This window comes from Streptomyces sp. NPDC001219, assembly GCF_053597915.1.
Genome location: NZ_JBSFJF010000014.1, coordinates 52,481 through 71,094, shown reverse-complemented (window position 1 = coordinate 71,094; position 18,614 = coordinate 52,481). Strand labels below are relative to the sequence as shown.

18 protein-coding genes are annotated in these 18,614 nt (G+C 71.0%); 2 read left to right on the top strand and 16 right to left on the bottom strand.

Annotated features, from left to right (window positions below):
- Positions 1-314: 314 nt before the first annotated feature.
- The 3 genes from ACWC9R_RS11780 to ACWC9R_RS11770 form a co-directional block, all read right to left on the bottom strand.
- Positions 315-851 carry a hypothetical protein gene (locus tag ACWC9R_RS11780; RefSeq protein WP_450730752.1) on the bottom strand — a complete coding sequence of 179 codons (537 nt, stop codon included), beginning with the start codon at positions 849-851 and terminating at the stop codon, positions 315-317.
- A gap of 323 nt (positions 852-1,174) precedes the next feature.
- Positions 1,175-1,798 (bottom strand): histidine phosphatase family protein, encoded by a 624-nt coding sequence (locus tag ACWC9R_RS11775; protein ID WP_450730750.1) that lies wholly within the window; start codon positions 1,796-1,798, stop codon positions 1,175-1,177.
- A 175-nt stretch (positions 1,799-1,973) separates the two neighbouring features.
- Positions 1,974-2,141: a hypothetical protein gene (locus ACWC9R_RS11770; RefSeq protein WP_450730749.1), complete on the bottom strand. Its 168-nt coding sequence runs from the start codon at positions 2,139-2,141 to the stop codon at positions 1,974-1,976.
- Positions 2,142-2,199: 58 nt separating this feature from the next.
- Between ACWC9R_RS11770 and ACWC9R_RS11765 the strand changes: the two genes are divergently transcribed.
- Positions 2,200-2,520, top strand: coding sequence for a hypothetical protein (locus tag ACWC9R_RS11765; RefSeq protein WP_450730747.1), 321 nt, complete (start codon positions 2,200-2,202; stop codon positions 2,518-2,520).
- A gap of 270 nt (positions 2,521-2,790) precedes the next feature.
- On the opposite strand, the gene ACWC9R_RS11760 is transcribed toward ACWC9R_RS11765, so the two are convergent.
- The 5 genes from ACWC9R_RS11760 to ACWC9R_RS11740 all read right to left on the bottom strand — a co-directional run bounded on the left by ACWC9R_RS11760 (position 2,791) and on the right by ACWC9R_RS11740 (position 9,485).
- Entirely contained in the window at positions 2,791-3,486 is a 696-nt protein-coding gene (locus ACWC9R_RS11760; protein WP_450730745.1) for an alpha/beta hydrolase, read from the bottom strand.
- A gap of 269 nt (positions 3,487-3,755) precedes the next feature.
- On the bottom strand, positions 3,756-4,907 hold the full coding sequence (locus tag ACWC9R_RS11755; RefSeq protein ID WP_450730743.1) for an ABC transporter substrate-binding protein: 1,152 nt from the start codon (positions 4,905-4,907) through the stop codon (positions 3,756-3,758).
- A gap of 313 nt (positions 4,908-5,220) precedes the next feature.
- Entirely contained in the window at positions 5,221-5,928 is a 708-nt protein-coding gene (locus ACWC9R_RS11750; protein WP_450730741.1) for a response regulator, read from the bottom strand.
- Positions 5,925-7,439 (bottom strand): sensor histidine kinase, encoded by a 1,515-nt coding sequence (locus ACWC9R_RS11745; protein WP_450730739.1) that lies wholly within the window; start codon positions 7,437-7,439, stop codon positions 5,925-5,927. The genes ACWC9R_RS11750 and ACWC9R_RS11745 overlap by 4 nt, the downstream gene beginning before the upstream one ends.
- A 57-nt stretch (positions 7,440-7,496) precedes the next feature.
- Complete coding sequence (locus tag ACWC9R_RS11740; protein ID WP_450730738.1) at positions 7,497-9,485, bottom strand: protein-arginine deiminase family protein; 1,989 nt, start codon at positions 9,483-9,485, stop codon at positions 7,497-7,499.
- A gap of 239 nt (positions 9,486-9,724) precedes the next feature.
- On the opposite strand from ACWC9R_RS11740, the gene ACWC9R_RS11735 reads away from it, so the two are divergent.
- Entirely contained in the window at positions 9,725-10,585 is an 861-nt protein-coding gene (locus ACWC9R_RS11735; RefSeq protein WP_450730736.1) for an RNA polymerase sigma factor SigF, read from the top strand.
- A gap of 131 nt (positions 10,586-10,716) precedes the next feature.
- Here ACWC9R_RS11735 and ACWC9R_RS11730 read toward each other — a convergent pair whose 3' ends face one another.
- The 8 genes from ACWC9R_RS11730 to ACWC9R_RS11695 form a co-directional block, all read right to left on the bottom strand.
- Complete coding sequence (locus ACWC9R_RS11730) at positions 10,717-11,781, bottom strand: alpha/beta fold hydrolase (protein ID WP_450730735.1); 1,065 nt, start codon at positions 11,779-11,781, stop codon at positions 10,717-10,719.
- 239 nt (positions 11,782-12,020) lie between these two features.
- Positions 12,021-13,169, bottom strand: a complete 1,149-nt coding sequence (gene pcaDC, locus ACWC9R_RS11725; RefSeq protein ID WP_450730733.1) for a bifunctional 3-oxoadipate enol-lactonase/4-carboxymuconolactone decarboxylase PcaDC — start codon at positions 13,167-13,169, stop codon at positions 12,021-12,023.
- Positions 13,166-14,569 (bottom strand): 3-carboxy-cis,cis-muconate cycloisomerase, encoded by a 1,404-nt coding sequence (gene pcaB / locus ACWC9R_RS11720; protein ID WP_450730732.1) that lies wholly within the window; start codon positions 14,567-14,569, stop codon positions 13,166-13,168. Before pcaB ends, pcaDC begins: the two co-directional genes overlap by 4 nt.
- Positions 14,556-15,098, bottom strand: coding sequence for a protocatechuate 3,4-dioxygenase subunit alpha (gene pcaG, locus ACWC9R_RS11715; RefSeq protein ID WP_450730731.1), 543 nt, complete (start codon positions 15,096-15,098; stop codon positions 14,556-14,558). Before pcaG ends, pcaB begins: the two co-directional genes overlap by 14 nt.
- Positions 15,098-15,850 (bottom strand): protocatechuate 3,4-dioxygenase subunit beta, encoded by a 753-nt coding sequence (gene pcaH, locus ACWC9R_RS11710; protein ID WP_450730729.1) that lies wholly within the window; start codon positions 15,848-15,850, stop codon positions 15,098-15,100. Before pcaH ends, pcaG begins: the two co-directional genes overlap by 1 nt.
- A gap of 5 nt (positions 15,851-15,855) precedes the next feature.
- Positions 15,856-17,046, bottom strand: coding sequence for a thiolase family protein (locus tag ACWC9R_RS11705; protein WP_450730727.1), 1,191 nt, complete (start codon positions 17,044-17,046; stop codon positions 15,856-15,858).
- A 60-nt stretch (positions 17,047-17,106) separates the two neighbouring features.
- On the bottom strand, positions 17,107-17,763 hold the full coding sequence (locus ACWC9R_RS11700) for a 3-oxoacid CoA-transferase subunit B (RefSeq protein ID WP_450730725.1): 657 nt from the start codon (positions 17,761-17,763) through the stop codon (positions 17,107-17,109).
- Positions 17,763-18,545 (bottom strand): CoA transferase subunit A, encoded by a 783-nt coding sequence (locus ACWC9R_RS11695; RefSeq protein WP_450730723.1) that lies wholly within the window; start codon positions 18,543-18,545, stop codon positions 17,763-17,765. The genes ACWC9R_RS11700 and ACWC9R_RS11695 overlap by 1 nt, the downstream gene beginning before the upstream one ends.
- Positions 18,546-18,614: the final 69 nt, after the last annotated feature.

Here is an 18,614-nt window from a genome sequence, read left to right as displayed (position 1 = left end):
CCGGGTCCAGATGAGGGCATCTTGGGGGCCGGAGTATTCAGCGGGAGCCTTGTCCCCACGCCGGGGGCGCATCGGCGGTGACGTTCCTTCAGCGCAACGGGGACGGGCTCGACTCGCGGTGGTTCACGAAGCCCGACGGGATGAACCCGAACAGGCCCACCAGTCCGAGATGTTGACTCCACCAGGGCGTTGGGCCGACGAGCCCAGCTATGCGGTGCGGGCCGGCCGTGCTTCGTCCCCTCAGGTAACCGGCGGCCGCGCCTCCACGGCTGGGTGGTGGCCTACCTCACCGGGCTCCGCGGCCCCGGTACGGATCAGTCCTTTACCGGCCACTCCAGTGGGGCGGTGCCGTACCCCCGGCTGAATTCGACCGCGGCGGCTTTCTGGCCCTCGGTGATGAGGAACGCGGTGCAGATCTTGGCTGGCTGCCCCGGGATCAGCTTCTTCGTGAGGTCAGTCGTCGGGCAGTTCGGCCAGGTGGCGTCCCCCATGAGGACGAAGAGGGACCTGGTCCGCTCTTCCATGTTCGTCTTGACGATCAGTTCCCCCTCTATGGCGCCGACTTCCATGGCCTTGCCGGTCTTCTGGGTGACGGTGCTCCACACGTACACAGGGAGGCCTCCCTGATCCTTTTCCAGGCCGGATCTGGCCACGTCCTTCTTCGTCCCGGTCAGCACTTTCGTGGGCGTGACCGTGAACTTGGCGTCGGCGTACTCCGCGCTTTCCTGCGGCGGGCTGGCCTCGCCCAGACGGAAGCGCGTCTTCTCCACCGCCGATGGGGACCTGGATGTGTCCCGTCTCTTCTCCAGCTCCGAGTCACCACAGCCCGTCAGCACCAGAGTCAGCCCCACGGCGCCCACCGTCATCGGCAGGGCGCGCGTCCATGTGCGCATGATTCCTCACTCCCCCATTGAAGCTGTCCGCGGCCGGTGGGGCACGGTGCCCCAAACCTGCCATCGTTCAGAAGTTCGATCTTGCCAGAGCGGGCGGGCCGGCCATGGAGAGAGCCTTCAAGATGGCCAGTTACGTTCCCCTGGGGTATGGGACGGAGAGATGGAGACACCCTGGGTCGAGCGCGCGGTCGCCGAGGTCGCGGCGCATCGCGGGGAGGCGGGGGACGGTGTGACCGGGCTGGTGGCCGCGCTGGCAGCTCGCCGCCGGGCGAGGTGGCTGATCAGACGTGGAGTTCCTGCGGGAAGCCGGTCCAGCGGAGTTCGGCGGGGAGGTGGCCGGTGTCGTTGAAGAGGAGGAGCGTCGGGGGGCGGTCGGGTGCGTAGCGGATGACGGTCAGGGCCGCGTTGGCGTGATTGATGCCCAGCCACCTCCACTTCGGTGCGTCGAGGGCGGCTCGGACGAGCCAGCCGACGAGGAAGTTGTGGGTGATGACAAGCTCGTGGCGTGGCTTGTCGCCGACGACGGGTCCGGTGAAGTCCGCGAGCGCGGCCGCCGCAAGAGTGGGCCCCTGATCGCGTTCCTCGGCTGTGAACTGGTCCAGGAACTTGAGCCAGGCGTCGGCCGCCTCTGGTGGCAGTTCCTCGCGTGTCGGCAGGTGGGGAATGTAGTCGCCGGCCGCTTCGGAGCGTCGGCGGGGGACGCCGTCGAGCTGTTCACCGACCAGTTGGGCGGTCTGTTCGGCACGGGCGAGAGGTCCGTGGTGAATCGCCGCCAGTGGGACCCCGCGGAGCCGCTCCCCGAGCAGGGTGGCCTGGCGGCGGCCTGCATCCGTCAGTTCGCTTTCGTCCGGCGAGGCCTCGCCGTGACGGGTGAGGTAGAGGTAGCGGGCTGCCATACCAGGCATGGGCGCGTCCTTCAGTGAAATAGATCTTGCGGATTCATGGAGGGACGTGGCCCCACTCGGGCTGGTTCCACGAAGGGCGAGGGCTGCCCGATGCCCGCGGCCTGGTGATCACGCCTGCTGTCTCGGCGCCGAAGTGGGGATCGGTCCGCAGCACACGGACGCGCCGGGCTGCCCGTCACGCGGGACCGGCCTCGACCTCCAGGAAGCGGCGGCCGCCGGGCCCAAGGACCTCCAGCGCCTCGAAGCCCCAGGTGCGCAGTACTGTCTGGCACCGCAGGAGGTGCTCGTGTTCTTGGAAGCGGACGCCGCTCCCGCTGGCGAAGTTGCCGCATGCGGTACTCATCCCGCTATGAGTCATCACGCCCATGCGGCATCGGTCGCGGGCCACTTAGGTTCGGGTCATGGACTCCGATGAACGCCCCGAGGAAGCCCAGGTCGGGCCTGAGGAAACGGGCATGGCTTCGCTGGTGATGGGCTCGGCCGCTATTGCGCTGTACGGGAGTCCCTTTCTCCGCTTCCTGCCGCCGTGGCTCCGGTACATCCCCGTGTACCTCACCGTGCCCCTCGGGATCTGCGCGATTGTTTTCGGATGCACCGTTCTGTACCGCATGCGAGGCGATGAGGGAGCCAACCGTCGCCGGGCACGGGCTGGAGTGGCGCTGGGCACGGTAGCCCTCGCGGTCCCTGTCATCTTGGTGGTGTGGCTGTCGTGGGCGCTGTAGCGGTGAGGGGCCGCGGAGTCAGTCCTCCATATGTGCCGCCGGTGGGCGGCTTCAGTGCGCGATGCGGGCGAGACGACCGGGAATCCGCACGGAAGCCGCCCAAGGTGGCCCACGCCACCTCGCCACCTCGCCACCGAACTGAACGAAGCCTGGCAGGTATGGGAGACAAACGGCGCTCCGGACCTGTACGAGTTCGGGATGATACGCACCCCGACGATCGGCGGGCACTGCTCCCTGGGAATCGCCGGCCCGGCTCGTCCGCGGCTGCCGTCACAGGCTCAGCAGCAGGTCCCGGACTGCGGCGGGCCGGGACAGGAAAGGGTGGTGGCCCGCGTCGAGTTCGACGACGCTGCCGGCCCGGCGGGCGAACTCGCGCTGTAGGCGGGGTGGGGTGCCCCGGTCCTGGGTGCAGATGAGATATGTCGAAGGCACCTGCTGCCATGCGGCCGCCCTGACTGGCTGACCGGTCACCTGCATGCTCTGCCGGGCGAGATGATGTGCCGCCTCTGCTTGGACCTCGGGGTCGCAGTCCTGCAGGAATGTGTTCACGAGGAACTCGGGGCGAACCCCGAAGGTTCCGGCTTCGGAGTCGATGTCGAGGAACGGGGCAGGGCCGGCGTCCCCGAAATCCGACAAGCTCTGGCCGACTTCGGGAAGGTAGCTGGAGACCATCACCAGGTGACGTACCGTCCCGACGCCCGCGGCGGCTTCTGCGGTGACGATGCCGCCGTAGCTGTGGGCGACCACAACGGTTGGCTCGTCACTGTCCACCAGCGTCTGCCGCACCGCCGCGATGTCCTCGGGCAGCCCCGGACCGGCGGCGCCTGCGGGCAGGTCCACCTCGCCGCAGCTCGGCAACGCCGCGGCCACGCTCAGCACCCCCCGCTCCTCCAGCAGCTCGGCTGTGCGGTGCCACCACCACGCCCCGTCCCGCACACATGCCCCATGCACGAACACGACCCTCATCGCCACATCATCCTTAGCGGTGTGTCCTTTCGCTGGAAGCTACCAGCGGCCCTGTCACTCAAGCTTCGGCGACAACGCTCAAGGTTCGATGGGACGGAACGCTGGTGCTCGCTGCGTGCGGGGCGGGAGGCTCTGCACGACCCGGTGCAGGTCGGCTTGAACGAAGGCCAACGAGACGCCGCCAAGGTCCGCGAAGTACCAGCCGGCCGCGCGGCCCCGCCGTTGCGAAGGAACGGCGGGCGCCGCGTCGGCCCTGGTGCGAGTCGCGGTTACCTGGAGACGACCTTGCCCCAGCCCTGGGCGATGTCGTCCTTGGCATGGCCGAGCTGCGACTCGGACGGGATACTCGGCGTGCCGGAGACCTTCGGCAGCTTGGCGGCCGCGGTCTTGTCGAGCGTGCCGTTCTCCTCCATGGCGGCCATCAGGGCCGGGCGGGCGTAGCCCTTGAGCCAGAGGTTCTGGCCCTCGGCGCTGTAGAGGTACTCCTGCCACAGTCGGGCGGCCGCCGGGTGTGGGGCCTCCTTGTTGATGGCCTGCGAGTAGTACTGCGAGAACTTGCCGTCCTTCGGGACCGTGACCTGCCAGTCGAGTCCCTTCCTCTTGAACTCGTCGGTGTACCTGGCGTTGAGGTAGTCCCAGTCGAGGACGATCGGCGTCTTGCCCCTCGTGATGGTGGCCGAGGTGGCCTGGACGGGCGTGTAGTTGCCGTCCTTCTTGAGCTTGGCGAAGAAGTCGATGCCGGGCTGGATGTAGTCGAAGGAGCCGCCGTTGGCGAGGGCGGCCGCGTACACGCTGGCGAAGGCCGAACCCGACTTGGTGGGGTCGCCGTTGAGGGCGATCTTCCCCTTGTACTCCGGCTTGAGCAGATCCTTGATGGTGGTCGGACAGTTCTGCACGCGCTTGGCATCGCAACCGATGGAGACATAGCCGCCGTAGCCGTGGTACCAGCGGCTCATCGTGTCCTTCTGGCCATCGGGGATGTCGATGAAATCGGTGACCATGTACTGCGCGAGCAGATCGTCCTGGGCCGCGCTGTACGCGAAGGAGCTGCCGAGGTCGAGGACGTCGGGCGCCCGGTCCTTGCCCTTGCGGGAGGTGACGGCGTTGATCTCGTCCTGGCTGGCGCCGTTCGGGTTCTCCACCTCGATCTTGATGCCGTACTTCTTCTCGAAGCCATCGATCAGCGCGCCGTAGTTGGCCCAGTCGCGGGGGAGCGCGATGGCGTTCAGTGTGCCTTCCGCTTTCGCTGCCTTCACGAGCGCGTCCATGCCCCCGAAGTCCTTGGCCGTGATCGCGGTGGCCGCGCTCTCTCCGTCGGCGTTGGTCGACGCGTCGGGGCCCGCGCCACAGGCGCTGAGGACGAGTGTGGCGGCGACGAGGCCGCCGGTAAGGGCAGCGGCTCTCGGCAGGGTCTCGGTCACGGTCTCTCCAGAGGGGTACACAAGGGGGCACAGGGGACACACGGGGATTCGCGTGGGGGGTGAGAACTTGTGCGAATAACTCGTCTGAACAAGTTCGCCATAGTAGGCACGCTGTCACTGTCCGGTGCGTAACATCTTCAAAACTCTTGACGACCATTCCTGCACATCTGTGACACACAAGGATGTGTCAGGCTGCCTCATCCACGCCGGCCGCGCCCGCGCACACAGCACGCCCCTCGTCTTGAGAGAGCTGCCGACATGACGGCCCTGACCGTCGAGGGGCTGATCGGATCACGGCAGGGCGTGCGCCGGTTCAACAGTCCAGCGACTTTGTGGAAGGGCCCTGCACCTGGTCCGTCGTGGCCAGGCCGCACTGCCATGCCCAGGCGGCGATGCCCACGCGGTTGCGGACCTGCAGCTTGCGCTGGAGGTTGGCCAGGTGGGACTTGGCGGTGGCGAGGGAGATGAAAAGTTCCTGGCCTATCTCCGTATTCGACAGCCCCCCGGCGACCAGCACCGCGACCTCCTCCTCGCGCGGGGTCAGCGCCTCGGCGGGCGGGCGGCCCGTCCGGGCGGCAGGCGGGGCGAGGCGATGCAGCATGCGCGCGGTGATCTGCGGGCTGATGAGCGCGTCGCCGGACATCGCCGCGCGCACGGCCTCGACCAGCAACGTCGGTCCGGAGCGCTTCAGCAGGAAGCCCGAGGCTCCGTCACGGAGTGCGCTGTGCACGTAGGCGTCGAGGTCGAAGGTGGTGACCACGATGACCCGGACCTGCGGACCATCCGCGTCGGGCCCGGCCAGCCGCCGGGTCAGTTCCAGGCCGTCGAGGTGCGGCATCCGGATGTCCGCGAGCACCACATCGGGACGGAGACGCCGGGCGGCGTCGAGCGCGGCGACACCGTCGGCCGCCTCGGCGATGACGGCCATGTCGGGTTGGGCGTCCAGGACGAGGCGGAAGCCGCTGCGGATGCTCGCCTGGTCGTCCGCCAGCAGGATTCGGATGATGCCGGGAGCGGTCACGCGACGGTCTCCTCGTGTGCGGTGTGCCGGGCGAGGCTCGTCCGGCCGTGCCGAACCGCCGTCGGCAGGGCGCCGCAAGGTAACGGAAGGATGGCCGCCACCTGCCATCCGGCCGTCCCGTGCGGCCCTGCGGCCAGCGAGCCGCCGAGGGCTTCTGCCCGGTCGGCGAGACCGGCCAGTCCTCCGCCGCTCCACGCGCGCTCCGGAAGCGGTGAGGTCCGGGCGGCGGTCCCGGCGCCGTCCGAGTCGGTGACGGTGAGACGCAGCCCGACGCCGTCCCGGTACGGCACCCGTCGGGCGGCGATGTCGACGGCGGCTGCCGCGGGGGCGTGGCGGCGCACGTTGGTGAGGGACTCCACCACGATCCGGTAGCCGGTGGCGCTGATCTCCCCAGGCAGCGCGTCCAGCGCACCGGCGGTCACGTTGAGGCGAGCCAGGACCGTTCCGGTGCGGGTGAACCGTGCGACCAGCTCGGGAAGTTCGGAAAGATCGCGCCGGCGATGACGGGGGCCGCCAGGGCGATCCGGACCGGGAGGGCGCGGGCGCCCTGGGGGCGGGACGGGTACGCCGTCCAGCTCACCCGCCTCCGCCGCCAGGCCCCTCTCCCGGACACCGCCTCCCTCCCCACTTCCGGCTTCTCCGCCTCCGCCTCCGTCTCCGTCTCCGTCTCCCTCTCGCTCCTGGCTTCCAGCCTCTCCGTCTCGCTCCCCGCTTCCGGCCTCTCCGTCACCGTCGCCGTCACCGTCGCCGTCGCCGTCGTCTCCCTCCCCGTTGAGTGTCCACACCGTGCGATCCATCGCGGCCAGTGCCTGCATGCCCGCTTCTTCGATCCGCGGCAGCAACTCCACTGCCCGCGCAGGGTCTTCCCGCGCCAGGAAACGCGCCGCCTGTACCAGGACCACCACTCCCATGACGTCGTGTGACGCGAAGTCATGCAGGTCACGCGCGACTTCGAGGCGCTGTGCGCGACGCTGTGCCGCGAGGGCCCGGCGCCTCGTGGAGTCCAGACTGCGCAGATAGCAGCCGGACGCGGCCGCACCCGCCGCCAGCAGGGACCAGATCAGGCACAGCACCCCGGTCTCCGCCGTATCGGCGGGCGGGTCCAGATACGGGCCGATCCGCATCGGCAGCACCGCGATCGCGGTCACCTGCACGGAGGCGAAGACGATCGCCCGGCCCCTCCCCTTCGTCCGGCGCACCGTCGGTACCAGGAGGGTCAGCAGCGCGAACGTCTCCAGGACCCACCACCAGCCTGTGACGTTGGATGCCGGCCCCCGAAAGCAGGCCGTCACCGTGACCGAGGCCGTGGCAACGACGAGGCCCGTGCACTGACGGGCCGACAGGCGTGGTGGCAGGCGGGCCACTGTCGCCAGTGCCGCACCGGCCACCAGCAGTCCCACGGCGACGATCACCCCGCCCGCGGCGGGCTCGGTCACCCAGGCAGCCCCGGCCATGCCGAGGAACAATAAGCCGCTGAGGACGCGTATGCCGGACATGTAGGGGTCGCTCATGAGTGCCGACCTTATGAGACACGGAAGTTGGGCCCGGCGTCGGCCCGCGGGCTGGGCTCAGCTCCGCTCGGTCCACCACGGCCGGGTGCCGGCGTGGCTTCGCAGCGCGTTGGTCGCGCAGTGCACTTCGCCGCCGACGGTGCCGAGGTGGTGCGCGTAGTCCCAGTCCTCCACCCACTCGATCCGGGTGCCGGTCCGCCGCAGGGCCTGCTCGGCAGCCCGCTCGAAGACGTCCCGGCCGCCCGCTGCCGGGGCGTGCTGGCGCGGCGCCAGATAGACCCCGGTGCCGGTGCTGACGCCATTGGACGCGCCGGGCAGGTAGTTGGCGACCACGTCGTGCCGCGGATACCCGGCAGGCAGGTCGATCACATGGAACAGGGCAGGGACGCGCACGATGTCCTGCTCCGTCAGCCCGGCCCGGACGCGCAGGGTGCGCAGGGCGGCGTCGATGCCGCGCCGGGCGACCTCGGTGCCACGGGTGAGGGACGGCTTGCGCAGGGCACCGGCGACGGTCAGCCCGGGGTCCGCGGTGTCTTTGGGGGCGATACCACGGACCAGCGGCCGGTCGCCCTGACCGCGCTGGACGAGATCGCTCAGCAGCTTCCGGCCGAGGTCGGGGTCCGCGACGACGGCCACCCAGCCGCGGGCGTTCCGTGCCGGGACGAAGGACAGGAACTCGTCGATGTGGCCGACCCCCAGCCAACTGGTGTCCAGTGCGATCGGCCGCTGGTAGCCCTGTGCGGTGAGCATCCGGAGGAACGAGCTGTCCGGGGACTCCTTGCCACCGTTCCCGCCGTAGATGATCCGCCCGACCGGATAGCGGTGGCCACGCCAGGTGTGGGGCGGGAGGGTGCCGAAGTTCCCGGTGGAGCTGAAGGAGCCGTAGTACTGGCTGTCCTTGCTGCCGACGCGTCGGGGGTCGTACTGCTGGAGCACTCCCGTACCGGGGCCACGGAGCAGCGGGAACGCACTGCGCGAGGCGTCCCGCAGCGGGAACGCGCGCGTCGCCGTGCCCGGCATGACATCCGCGGACCGAAGGAGCACGGTGACGCGGTGCTCCCGGCCGCCGGGAGCGGGTATGGAAGCGTAGGCGGTCTTGAACAGGTCCTGCATCCAGACGTCGTCGCCCGTGGGGTAGTTGTGCAGGGGTGCGGGCAGTCCGGCCCGGTCGAGGCCACGCCGCAGGTCGTGGCGGAACGCGGCTTCTCCGGACCGTACGGGCCGTGGTTGCGCGGAGGTGTCGTAGCGCTTGCCGCGCTCCACCTCGGCCGGGTCGGTGGTGTGATCGGCCGTCATCATGCGCCGCATCGGCATCAGATCGTGCTCGAACAGGAGGGGCGCGACCCGGAGCCGCACCCGGTCCTCGACGGTGTGACCGCCACGGTCGACCCTCAGCACGAGGTCGGCGAAGCCGTTCCACTTCTTCGGATCGCGCACGAAGTCCCGTGCCTCGACCCCCAGACGGACACCATGGCGCAGTTCACGGGTGGTCAGCCGGTCGCCGGGCCCCAGCCGGACCATACGGCCACGACGCTCGGCGAAGATCCCGACGTGGTCCCGGGAAGCGGGGCCTGCGGTGACGGTGGCGGTGGTTCCCGCCGCGGCCCGCGGGTCGGCGGCGATCTGCGCGGGGGCGAGGTCGGCGAGGTCGGCCCGTCCGTTGACGACGGTGTCCGCGGCATCGTGACAGGCAGCGAGGCGCTCGTCGCCCAGCCGGGCGCCCGCGGGGCCGGCGGAAGGGCAGCGCCGCTGGTCATCGTCCACATTGGGCAGCATCAGCGCGCCACGGCCGCGGGTCCACGTGCCTTTGCCGAGGTCGTCGGCCGGGGTGATCTCGCCGTCCCGGTTCGTGTCCACCCGCAGTGCCGACCCGAGCGGCGCCGCGTGCGCGGTACAGCCCAGGAGTGTCCCCGCCGCGACCGTGAGCAGGGCCGCACCGAGCGCGCCCGCTCTCAGGGAACCGGGACGGCGCCCCCAACGGGGACCCGTTCCCGGCCAGGGTGCGGGGCGAGTGGCGGAGGCGGGCACGGAGTTGTCGTCGTCCATGGCCTCACCCTCGGTGACGTGCGGGCCGCCGGGCATCCACCGGACGGCGGGTCCCCTCCTGTGAGACGGCGGCCGTCTCATCCTTTCGGCGGTCCACCCGCGCAAAAGGGACGGCTCACCGCCCCGACGCGGGGGCTCGCCACCTCATCACCAGGTGACCGCCCTCACACGCATGGGTTGTTTGAAGCGGGGTAGGCGGCCAATGCGCTTGAGCGTCTCTGGCGCACAGGGAGGGCATGATGACCACCGTCGTGAACGACACCGCCGGCACCGCGCGCACCGCCGAGGTGGGCATGGCCCTGCCGGAGGTGGAGTGCCCGAGTGCGGTCGCCCCCAGGGACGCCCGAGACCTGTCGAGGCGGTTCTTCGACCGGCTCCGGGAGCTGGACGAGGGCACACACGAGTACCAGTACGCGCGCAACACCCTCATCGAGATGAACATCTCGATGGTGCGCTACGTCGCCCGCCGCTACCGCAACCGCGGCGACGACATGGAGGACATCATCCAGGTCGGCACGATCGGTCTGATCAAGGCCATCGACCGGTTCGACCTCTCCCGTGAGGTGGAGTTCTCCACCTTCGCCGTCCCCTACATCCTCGGTGAGATCAAGCGGTTCTTCCGCGACACCGGCTGGGCCGTCCATGTGCCCCGCCGCCTTCAGGAACTGCGCAGCGACCTGGCCAAGGCCAAGGAACAGCTGCACATCGAGCTCGACCGCGAACCCACCGTCCGCGAACTCGCCACCCATCTCGACCTGTCGGAGGAAGAGGTCATCGAGGGCGTCGTCGCGTCCAACGGCTACACCGCCGGCTCCCTCGACACCCCCGCCGACCCGGCCCCCTCCGAGGGGTCTCGCGCCTTGGCCGACGTCCTGGGCGAGGAGGACCCCGGCATGGAGACGGTCGAGGACCTCCACACGCTCGCGCCCCTGCTGCACCAGCTCGACGAGCGCGAACGCCACCTGATCGAGATGCGCTTCGGGCAGGAGCTGACCCAGTCCCAGATCGGCGCCGAACTCGGCGTCTCGCAGATGCACGTCTCCCGCCTGCTCACCCGCACCCTGGCCAAGCTCCGCAAGGGCATGCTCACCGACCGCTGACCAACGTGGCTGGGCTCGGCCACGTCGCCAGACTCGTTCAGGAGGGGTGGGCCCTCCGGCCGCGCCGGGACAGCGCGATGGGGCCGCAGCCCGGACGGGAATCCGGGCTGCGGCCCTGCGCCGCCGGGGGCTCAGTGTCCAGTGGTGTGGAGCTGAGTCTTGAGGAAGGAGACGACGGTCTGCCAGGACGGGTGGGCGGGAGCGGGCCGTGTGGTGTGGCCGTGGCGGGTGGTTTCCTGGGAGGCGCCGCGCTGGGCGTCGGGGTCGCTGAGCATCTCCAGGAACGTGCCGTGCCCGGCGTTCGGGAAGGAGAAGAAGCGGGTGTCCTTGTGCGCGGCGGCCAGCTTGTCGAACAGCAGCCGACTCTGGTGGTAGGGCACGAGCTTGTCCTGCTTGCCGTGGAACATCAGGAAGGGCGGGATCTTCCGGTCACTGATGTAGGTGAGCGGGCTGGCTGCGGCGGCCTTGTCGGTGCAGTCGTTGATGGCGCAGCCGAGCAGTCGTGATTCGGGTGAGTTGGGGTTGGCGTGGCAGTCGCCGGGCACGGAGCCGTCCTTGCCCGGCTTGCAGTCGATGGGCATGTGCTCGTCCATCCGCAGGAAGTCGACGGGCGGGTAGAACGGTATGGCCGCCTGGACGGCGCTGGAGGGGCCGTTGACGCCGACGGTGCCTTCCAGCTTGGGCATGTCTCCGGTGACGGCCGCCATGGTGGTGGCCCAGCCGCCGGAGGACTCCCCCATGATCGCGAAGCGTCGCGGGTCCAGGTGGTACTTCGTGGCGTTGGCACGCAGCCACCGGATGGCGCCCTTGATGTCGTGCAGCTGTGCCGGGAACTGGGCCTGTGAGCTGGAGCGTACGGCCACCCCGGCCACGGCGAACCCGTGTGGGTTGAGCTGTGCGGCGACCTTGTCGGCGTCCATGCGGCCGTTGTCGGCCATCCAGCCCGAGCCATGGGTGAAGATCACCAGAGGGGCCGGGCGGCGGGACTTCGGAACGTACAGGTCCAGCTTGTGGCCCTGTGTGCCGGTGGGCTGGGCGGCGGCATAGGAGAGATCTTTGGTGACGTCGACGTCCGGTGACGAGGCTGCGGGGACGTCTCGGGCCCCGAGGGTGGTGGCCACGACGGCCACCAGTGCCGCCAGCAGGACGAGGAGGGGAATGCTGCGGATCGGTGTTCGCAGGAGGCTGCGAAGCATGGCTTCACTCCATTTCGACTGGGTTCGGAGGAATGGCAGGTGTGGGCTGTGAGGGGTGGTCCGGGGTGGGTACTCGGCGCCGGGCCTTGGGGGCGCGCCTACGTTGGTGTGTGAGGCGGCGTCGGGCCGGCGGGAGACCGGTATGGCCGTAACTGCGGCGCTCCCCCACGGCGGAGGAAGGCGGCGCCGGCCTGATCCGCCGGCGAGTCACCGGCGATGACCGTGGCAGTGGCGCAGGTTCAGGCGCCGTCGTCGCTGATGATGCGGTTCGCGACGGCGAAGGCGGTGTTGGCGGCGGGGACACCGCAGTAGACGGCGGTCTGGAGCAGAACCTCCTGGATCTCGTCCGGTGTGAGCCCGTTGCGCAGCGCTGCCCGTACGTGCAGGGCGAGTTCTTCCTGGTGGCCGCCCGCGACGAGGGCGGTGAGGGTGATGCAGCTGCGGATACGGCGGTCCAGCCCGGGGCGGGTCCAGATGTCGCCCCAGGCGTAGCGGGTGATGAAGTCCTGGAAGGGGGCGGTGAATGCGGTGGTGCGTGCGGTGGCCCGGTCGACGTGATCGTCGCCCAGGACCGCGCGTCGTACCGTCGTGCCCGCCGCGCGGCGGAGGTCGTCGGGATGCGACGCGGCCGCGAAGTGATCCTGGAGCGCGGTGAGTACGGCGTGCGGTTGCTCGACAAGGGCGAGGTGGGACGCAGCGGCCAGCTCCAGCAGGGTGGAGCCGGTGATGCCGTCGGCCAGCTCGCGGGCGTGGGCGGGCGGAGTGGCCGGATCGTTGCGTCCCGCGATCACCAGGGTCGGTGCGGTGATGCGGGGCACCTCGGAGCGCAGGTCGTAGCCGGCGAGTGCGTCGCAACACGCCGCGTAGCCGGCCGGGTCGGTGTCGCGGAGGCCGGCGACCAGGGAGGCGGCGGTGGCCGAGTGGGCGAACCCTGGGGTGAACCAGCGCTCGGGCGCCTTCTCGGCCAGGGCTTCGGTACCGCTCGCGCGCACGAAGGCGGCTCGCTCCTGCCAGACGGTGGGCTCGCCGAAGCGGGCCGAGGAGCAGACCAGCCCCAGGGCGGCTACGCGTTCGGGATGATGGACGGCGAGGTGGGTGCCGACCGCTCCGCCGAGCGAGACACCGGCGTAGGCGAATCGTTCCACGCCGAGGTGATCGACGAGGGCGAGCACCAGGCCGGCCAGCTCGGCGATGGTCGCGCCCGGACGGATGAGCTCGGCGGGCGAGCCCCCGTGCCCGGGAAGATCCCAACGGATCACCCGGAAGTGCCGTGCCAGAGCGCCCAGTTGGGCGTCCCAGACGGCGATCGAGGTGCCGAGGGAGGGTCCGAGGATCAGCACCGGGCTGCCCGGGTTGCCGTCGAGGCGGTGGTGCAGGAGCTGCTTCATGCGTGGCTCCTGTGTTCGGGCCCGGCCTTGCGTGCCAGGGCGCGGTCGACCAGGGCCGCTGCTGCCCCCAGGTAGGTCGCGGGTTCGGTCAGCGGGCGAAAGCGGTCGAGGTGGTCTGCCAGGGCGGGTTCCTCCTCCAGGACGGCTTCCAGGCTCCGCCTCTCCGCGGCGGCGCGGTGGGCGGCGCGGGTGAGGAGTTCCCTGGCCGGTTGGCGGCCGAGCAGGGCGCCGAGTTCAGCGGCGAGGCGCTCGCTGACGATCAGGCCTCCGGTGAGATGGAGGTTGTCGAGCATCCGGGCGCTGAAGACCCTGAGGCCGTCGACGAGTTCGGCGGCGTCGCGGGATGCCCCTCCGGCCAGCCGGAGCAGTTCGCGCAGGGTCTGCCACTCGGCGTGCCAGGCACCGGCGGGCCGTTCGTCCTCAGCGGCCAGGGAGGCCGACAACACGGAGGAAAGGGCGGGCGCTTGGCGCGCGGCGGCGGTGATCAGGGTGGCCCGTACGGGGTTGCTCTTGTGCGGCATGGCCGAGGAATCCCCTCCGCTGCCCTCGGCCAGCTCGCCGATCTCCGTACGGGAGAGCACCAGGACGTCGGCCGCGAGCTTCCCGAGCGCGCCGGAGGTGAAGCCGAGCCCGCTGGCGAGGTCGACGACCGGGGTGCGCAGGGTGTGCCAGGGCAGGACGGGCTCGGCGAGGACGAGTTCCCGGGCGTAGGCGGCCAGCAGTGCGGGCCCGCTGCCGGGTGTCCCGGTCAGCGCTTCCGTTGCCGCCAACGTGCCTGCCGCTCCGCCGAGTTGGGCGGGAAATGCCAGGGAGGAGAGCCGGTCCAGGGCGTCCAGGACGAGGTGGCGCCAGCCGGCTGCCTTGAGTCCGAAGGTGGTCGGGACGGCGTGCTGGGTGAGGGTGCGTCCCGGCATGGGGGTGGTCCGGTGCTCGTCGGCGAGGCGTCCGAGGGTGTCGGCCGTTCGGCGCAGATCCGCCGCTATCAGCGGCAGCGTGCGGGCCGCCACCAGCATGGTGGCGGTGTCCATGATGTCCTGGCTCGTCGCGCCGCGGTGTACGTAGGGCGCAGCATCGGCGGGAAGGGCGGCGGTCAGGTCGGCGACCAGCGGGATGACCGGGTTGCCGCCCTTGCGGGCGCGTACGGCGATGCCCCGTACGTCGAACCGGTCGGCGTGCGCGGCGGCCGTCACGGCGTGCGCGGCCTCCGCGGGTGCGTCACCGAGCGTGGCCTGGGCCCGGGTCAGGGCGGCCTCGGCGTCCAGCATGGCTTGCAGGAAGGCGCGGTCGCCGGTGGCCGCTTCGACGTCCGAGGCGACCCGGACCGGAGAGAGCAGGCCGACGTCCGCGACGGCGTCCAGAGGCGCGTCGGCCGGCCTGGTGGGAGCGTCAGTGGAAGTCAAGGAAGACCGTCTCCTCAGGGCCCTGCAGCCGGATGTCGAAGCGGTGGGTACGCGGGTCCTCCTGGGCCGCGAGGAGCGTCGCACGCCGGTCGGGGGTGAGGGCGGCGAGCAGCGGGTCGGTGGCGGCCGGGTGGAGATAGGCGCGGGTGTAGAGGTGGTGGAGCAGGCCGCGGGCGAACACGCAGACGGACAGGTACCGCACGTCGCCGGGCGGGAGCGTACGGATCGCCCAGTGTCCGTCGGCGGCGGTGGCGACGCGGCCGAAGCCGGTGAAGGTGACCCCGTCGCGGCCGGCGAAGCCACCGGTGACCGGATCGCGGCGCATCGAGCCGGGCTTGCCGGCCCGCCCGTGCCCCGGCTGCCAGAACTCCAGCAGCGCATCGGGGATCGGCGCGCCCGCGCCGTCGTAGACGTAACCGTGCACGGTGAGCGCGTCGGGCCGGCCGGCCGGGGCCATGTCGCCGCCGCCGGGGAAGGGCAGGGCGTAGCCGTAGAACGGTCCTACGGTCTGGGAGGGGGTGGGGAGCATCAGCGGCCCTCCTCGGTCCAGGTGGCGGTGGGGCCGTCGAGGACGATGTCCCAGTGGTAGCCGAGCGACCACTCGGGAACGGAGAGGTCGTGGTCATAGGCGGCGACCAGGCGGGCGCGTGCGGCGGGGTCGGTGACGGACTGCAGGATCGGGTCGTAGGGGAAGAGCGGGTCGCCGGGGAAGTACATCTGAGTGACCAGCCGTTGGGTGAAGGCGGTGCCGAAGAGCGAGAAGTGGATGTGGGCCGGCCGCCAGGCGTTGTGGTGGTTGCGCCAGGGGTAGGCGCCGGGCTTGATGGTGGTGAAGGCGTACCGCCCCTGGTCGTCGGTGAGGCAGCGGCCGACTCCGGTGAAGTGGGGGTCGAGCGGGGCCGCGTGCTGGTCACGCTGGTGGGCGTACCGTCCGGCGGCGTTGGCCTGCCAGATCTCGACGAGCTGTCCCCGTACGGGCCGTCCGCCGCGGTCGAGGACGCGGCCGGTGACGGTGATCCGCTCGCCGAGCGGTGCGCCGGTGTGCCGGCGGGTCAGGTCGGCGTCCAGCTCGGTGACGTCGGTGACGCCGAAAGCGGGGCCGCACAGCTCCGCCGCTTCCGGGTCCCGGACGGCGACGAGCGGCTGCCCGGGGTGACGCAGCCGGCTGCTGCGGTAGGGGGCGTAGCCGCGGGCCGGGTGGTGGGCGGCCTCGCCGGTGGCGGCGTGGGCCGTGGCCTGCTGGTCGATCTCCTGCGAGATGTCGTGCTGGGTGAGGGGCATCGGGTCTACCCTTCGAGAACGATCGCGAGGCCCTGTCCGACGCCGATGCACAGGGCGGCGAGAGCGGTGCCGGAGCCCGCCACGGCGAGTTGGTGGGCGGCGGCGCCGGTGATCCGGGCGCCGGATGCGCCGAGGGGATGCCCGAGGGCGAGCGCGCCGCCGCGCGGGTTGACCACCTCCGGGTCGAGGCCCGGCCAGGCGCGCAGGCAGGCCAGGGCCTGGGCGGCGAAGGCCTCGTTCAGCTCGAAGGTGGTGAGGGTGTCGATGTCCCGGCCCGCCTTCGCGAGGGCTCGGCGGACGGCCTCGACGGGGCCGGTGCCGAAGTACTGCGGTTCGACCGCGCTGACGGCGCAGGCGCTGATCCGGGCGAGCGGTTCGCGCGCGGTGGCCGCGAGTCCGGCGGCGTCGGTGAGCAGCAGCGCGGCCGCCCCGTCGCTGAGCGGTGAGGAGTTGCCGGCCGTGACGGAACCCGCCTGCCGGAAGGCCGTCGGGAGTGCGCCGAGGGCTTGGAGGGAGGTGGCTTCACGGATGGATTCGTCGCGGGCCAGGTCCACCCCCTCGACCGGGACGACCTCCCTGTCGAACAGGCCGTCCTGCCAGGCCCTGGCAGCCTTGCGGTGGCTGGACAGGGCGAAGCTGTCCTGGGCCTCGCGGGTGACGCCATGGCGGTCGGCGACCAGTTCCGCCCCCTCCCCCAGCGCGACCGTCCACCTGTCCGGCATCTTGGGGTTGACCATCCGCCAGCCCAGGGTGGTGGAGGAGAGCTGCTGAGGGCCGGCGGGGAAGGCACGTTCGGGCTTGGGCAGCACCCAGGGGGCGCGGCTCATCGACTCCACACCGCCGGCGAGGGCGACCGAGGCGTCCCCCACGGCGATCGCGCGGTAGGCCTGGATCACGGCCTCCATCCCGGAGCCACAGAGCCGGTTGACGGTCACGCCGGGTACGGAGACGGGCAGTTGGGCCAGCAGCGCCGCCATCCGGGCCACATTGCGGTTCTCCTCGCCCGCGCCGTTGGCGTTGCCGAGGAACACGTCGTCGATCCGGGCCGGGTCGAGCCGCGGCGTACGGTCGAGCAGCGCACGCAGCACACCGGCGCCGAGGTCGTCGGGGCGGACGGTGGCGAGTGCTCCGCCGTACTTGCCGACGGGTGTGCGCACGGCGTCGACGACGTAGACGTCGTTGAGGCGCTCGGTCATGGAAGCTCCTGTAGCTGTACGGGCTCGTCAGGGCGCGTGAGCCCGCGATCTGTCGGTGGTTCAGCTGCTCAGCGGCCCGGTGGGCAGGGCCACTCGGACGGGCGCGGCCGTCTTCGCCAGCACCTCGTCAGGGCTGACGCCGGGGGCGGTTTCGGTCAGGGCGAGGCCCTCCGGTGTGATGTCGAGAACGCCGAGGTCGGTGATGACCCGGTGGACGCAGGCTTTGCCGGTGAGCGGCAGGCTGCACTCGGCCACGAGCTTCGGCGAGCCGTCCTTGCTGGTGTGCTCCATGACGACGATGACCCTGCGGACGCCGTGGACGAGGTCCATCGCGCCGCCCATCCCCTTGACCAGCCGCCCGGGAACCATCCAGTTGGCCAGGTCTCCTCGCGCGGAGACCTGCATGGCGCCGAGGATCGCCGTGCCGATGTGGCCCCCACGGATCATGGCGAAGGAGAGCGCGGAGTCGAAGAACGACGCCCCGGGCACGGCCGTCACGGTCTCCTTGCCGGCGTTGATGAGGTCGGGGTCGACCTCGTCCTCGTACGGGTACCGGCCCACGCCCAGCAGCCCGTTCTCCGACTGGAGCACCACGTCCACGTCGTCGGGCAGGAAACCGGGCACCAGCGTGGGCAGTCCGATCCCGAGGTTGACGTAGGAGCCGTCGGCGAGTTCGGCCGCCGCGCGGGCAGCCATGTCGGTGCGCGTCCAGGCCATCAGGCTCGCGCCCCCTCTCGTGCTTCGGGGACGGAGACCGTCCGCTTCTCGACGTGCTTGTCGGCCGCCTGAGCGGGGGACAGCGCGAGGACCCGCTGCACGAAGACGCCCGGCAGATGGATCTCGTCGGGCCCCAGGACGCCGGGCTCGACCAGCTCTTCCACCTCGGCGACGGTGATCCGGCCGGCCATCGCGGCCAGCGGGTTGAAGTTGCGCGCGGCCTTGTTGAAGACGAGGTTGCCGTGCCGGTCGCCCCTGGCCGCGCGGACCAGGGCGAAGTCGGTGGTGAGGGCGCGCTCCAGGACATGGCTGCGGCCGTCGAACTCGCGGACCTCCTTTGCCGGGGAGGCGAGCGCCACGCCGCCGCCCGGGTCATGGCGCCAGGGCAGGCCGCCGTCGGCGACCGGGGTGCCGACGCCCGCGGGAACGAAGAACGCCGGAATGCCCGCGCCTCCCGCGCGCAGCCGCTCGGCGAGTGTGCCCTGCGGCGTCAGCTCGACCTCCAGCTCGCCGCTCAGGTACTGCCGGGCGAACTCCCGGTTCTCGCCGATGTACGAGCCGGTGACCCGGGTGATCCGCCCGGCGGCCAGCAGGATGCCGAGCCCGCTGCCGTCGACTCCGCAGTTGTTCGACACCACGCTCAGACGGCCCGATCCGCGCTCGTGCAGTGCCTGGATCAGCACGTTCGGCACGCCGCTGAGACCAAATCCGCCCACGGCCAGCGATGACCCGTCGGCGATGTCGGCAACGGCCTCGGCAGCGGTCTGCCGGACTTTGTCCATGGAGAACCCTCAACTTGTTCGCACAGTGAATCTTCGTTCATAATTCGAGGCGCCGAGAGTGTGCGCCCG

What these genes read in the sequence shown, in the direction of transcription:
- ACWC9R_RS11740 (WP_450730738.1), bottom strand. Translation starts at nt 9,485, where the DNA reads ATGGACGACGACAACTCCGTGCCCGCCTCCGCCACTCGCCCCGCACCC.
- pcaG (WP_450730731.1), bottom strand. Translation starts at nt 15,098, where the DNA reads ATGCTCCCCACCCCCTCCCAGACCGTAGGACCGTTCTACGGCTACGCC.
- ACWC9R_RS11770 (WP_450730749.1), bottom strand. Translation starts at nt 2,141, where the DNA reads ATGAGTACCGCATGCGGCAACTTCGCCAGCGGGAGCGGCGTCCGCTTC.
- pcaDC (WP_450730733.1), bottom strand. Translation starts at nt 13,169, where the DNA reads ATGAAGCAGCTCCTGCACCACCGCCTCGACGGCAACCCGGGCAGCCCG.
- ACWC9R_RS11695 (WP_450730723.1), bottom strand. Translation starts at nt 18,545, where the DNA reads ATGGACAAAGTCCGGCAGACCGCTGCCGAGGCCGTTGCCGACATCGCC.
- ACWC9R_RS11765 (WP_450730747.1), top strand. Translation starts at nt 2,200, where the DNA reads ATGGACTCCGATGAACGCCCCGAGGAAGCCCAGGTCGGGCCTGAGGAA.
- ACWC9R_RS11735 (WP_450730736.1), top strand. Translation starts at nt 9,725, where the DNA reads ATGACCACCGTCGTGAACGACACCGCCGGCACCGCGCGCACCGCCGAG.
- ACWC9R_RS11730 (WP_450730735.1), bottom strand. Translation starts at nt 11,781, where the DNA reads ATGCTTCGCAGCCTCCTGCGAACACCGATCCGCAGCATTCCCCTCCTC.
- ACWC9R_RS11760 (WP_450730745.1), bottom strand. Translation starts at nt 3,486, where the DNA reads ATGAGGGTCGTGTTCGTGCATGGGGCATGTGTGCGGGACGGGGCGTGG.
- ACWC9R_RS11705 (WP_450730727.1), bottom strand. Translation starts at nt 17,046, where the DNA reads ATGACCGAGCGCCTCAACGACGTCTACGTCGTCGACGCCGTGCGCACA.
- pcaH (WP_450730729.1), bottom strand. Translation starts at nt 15,850, where the DNA reads ATGCCCCTCACCCAGCACGACATCTCGCAGGAGATCGACCAGCAGGCC.
- ACWC9R_RS11700 (WP_450730725.1), bottom strand. Translation starts at nt 17,763, where the DNA reads ATGGCCTGGACGCGCACCGACATGGCTGCCCGCGCGGCGGCCGAACTC.
- ACWC9R_RS11775 (WP_450730750.1), bottom strand. Translation starts at nt 1,798, where the DNA reads ATGCCTGGTATGGCAGCCCGCTACCTCTACCTCACCCGTCACGGCGAG.
- ACWC9R_RS11745 (WP_450730739.1), bottom strand. Translation starts at nt 7,439, where the DNA reads ATGAGCGACCCCTACATGTCCGGCATACGCGTCCTCAGCGGCTTATTG.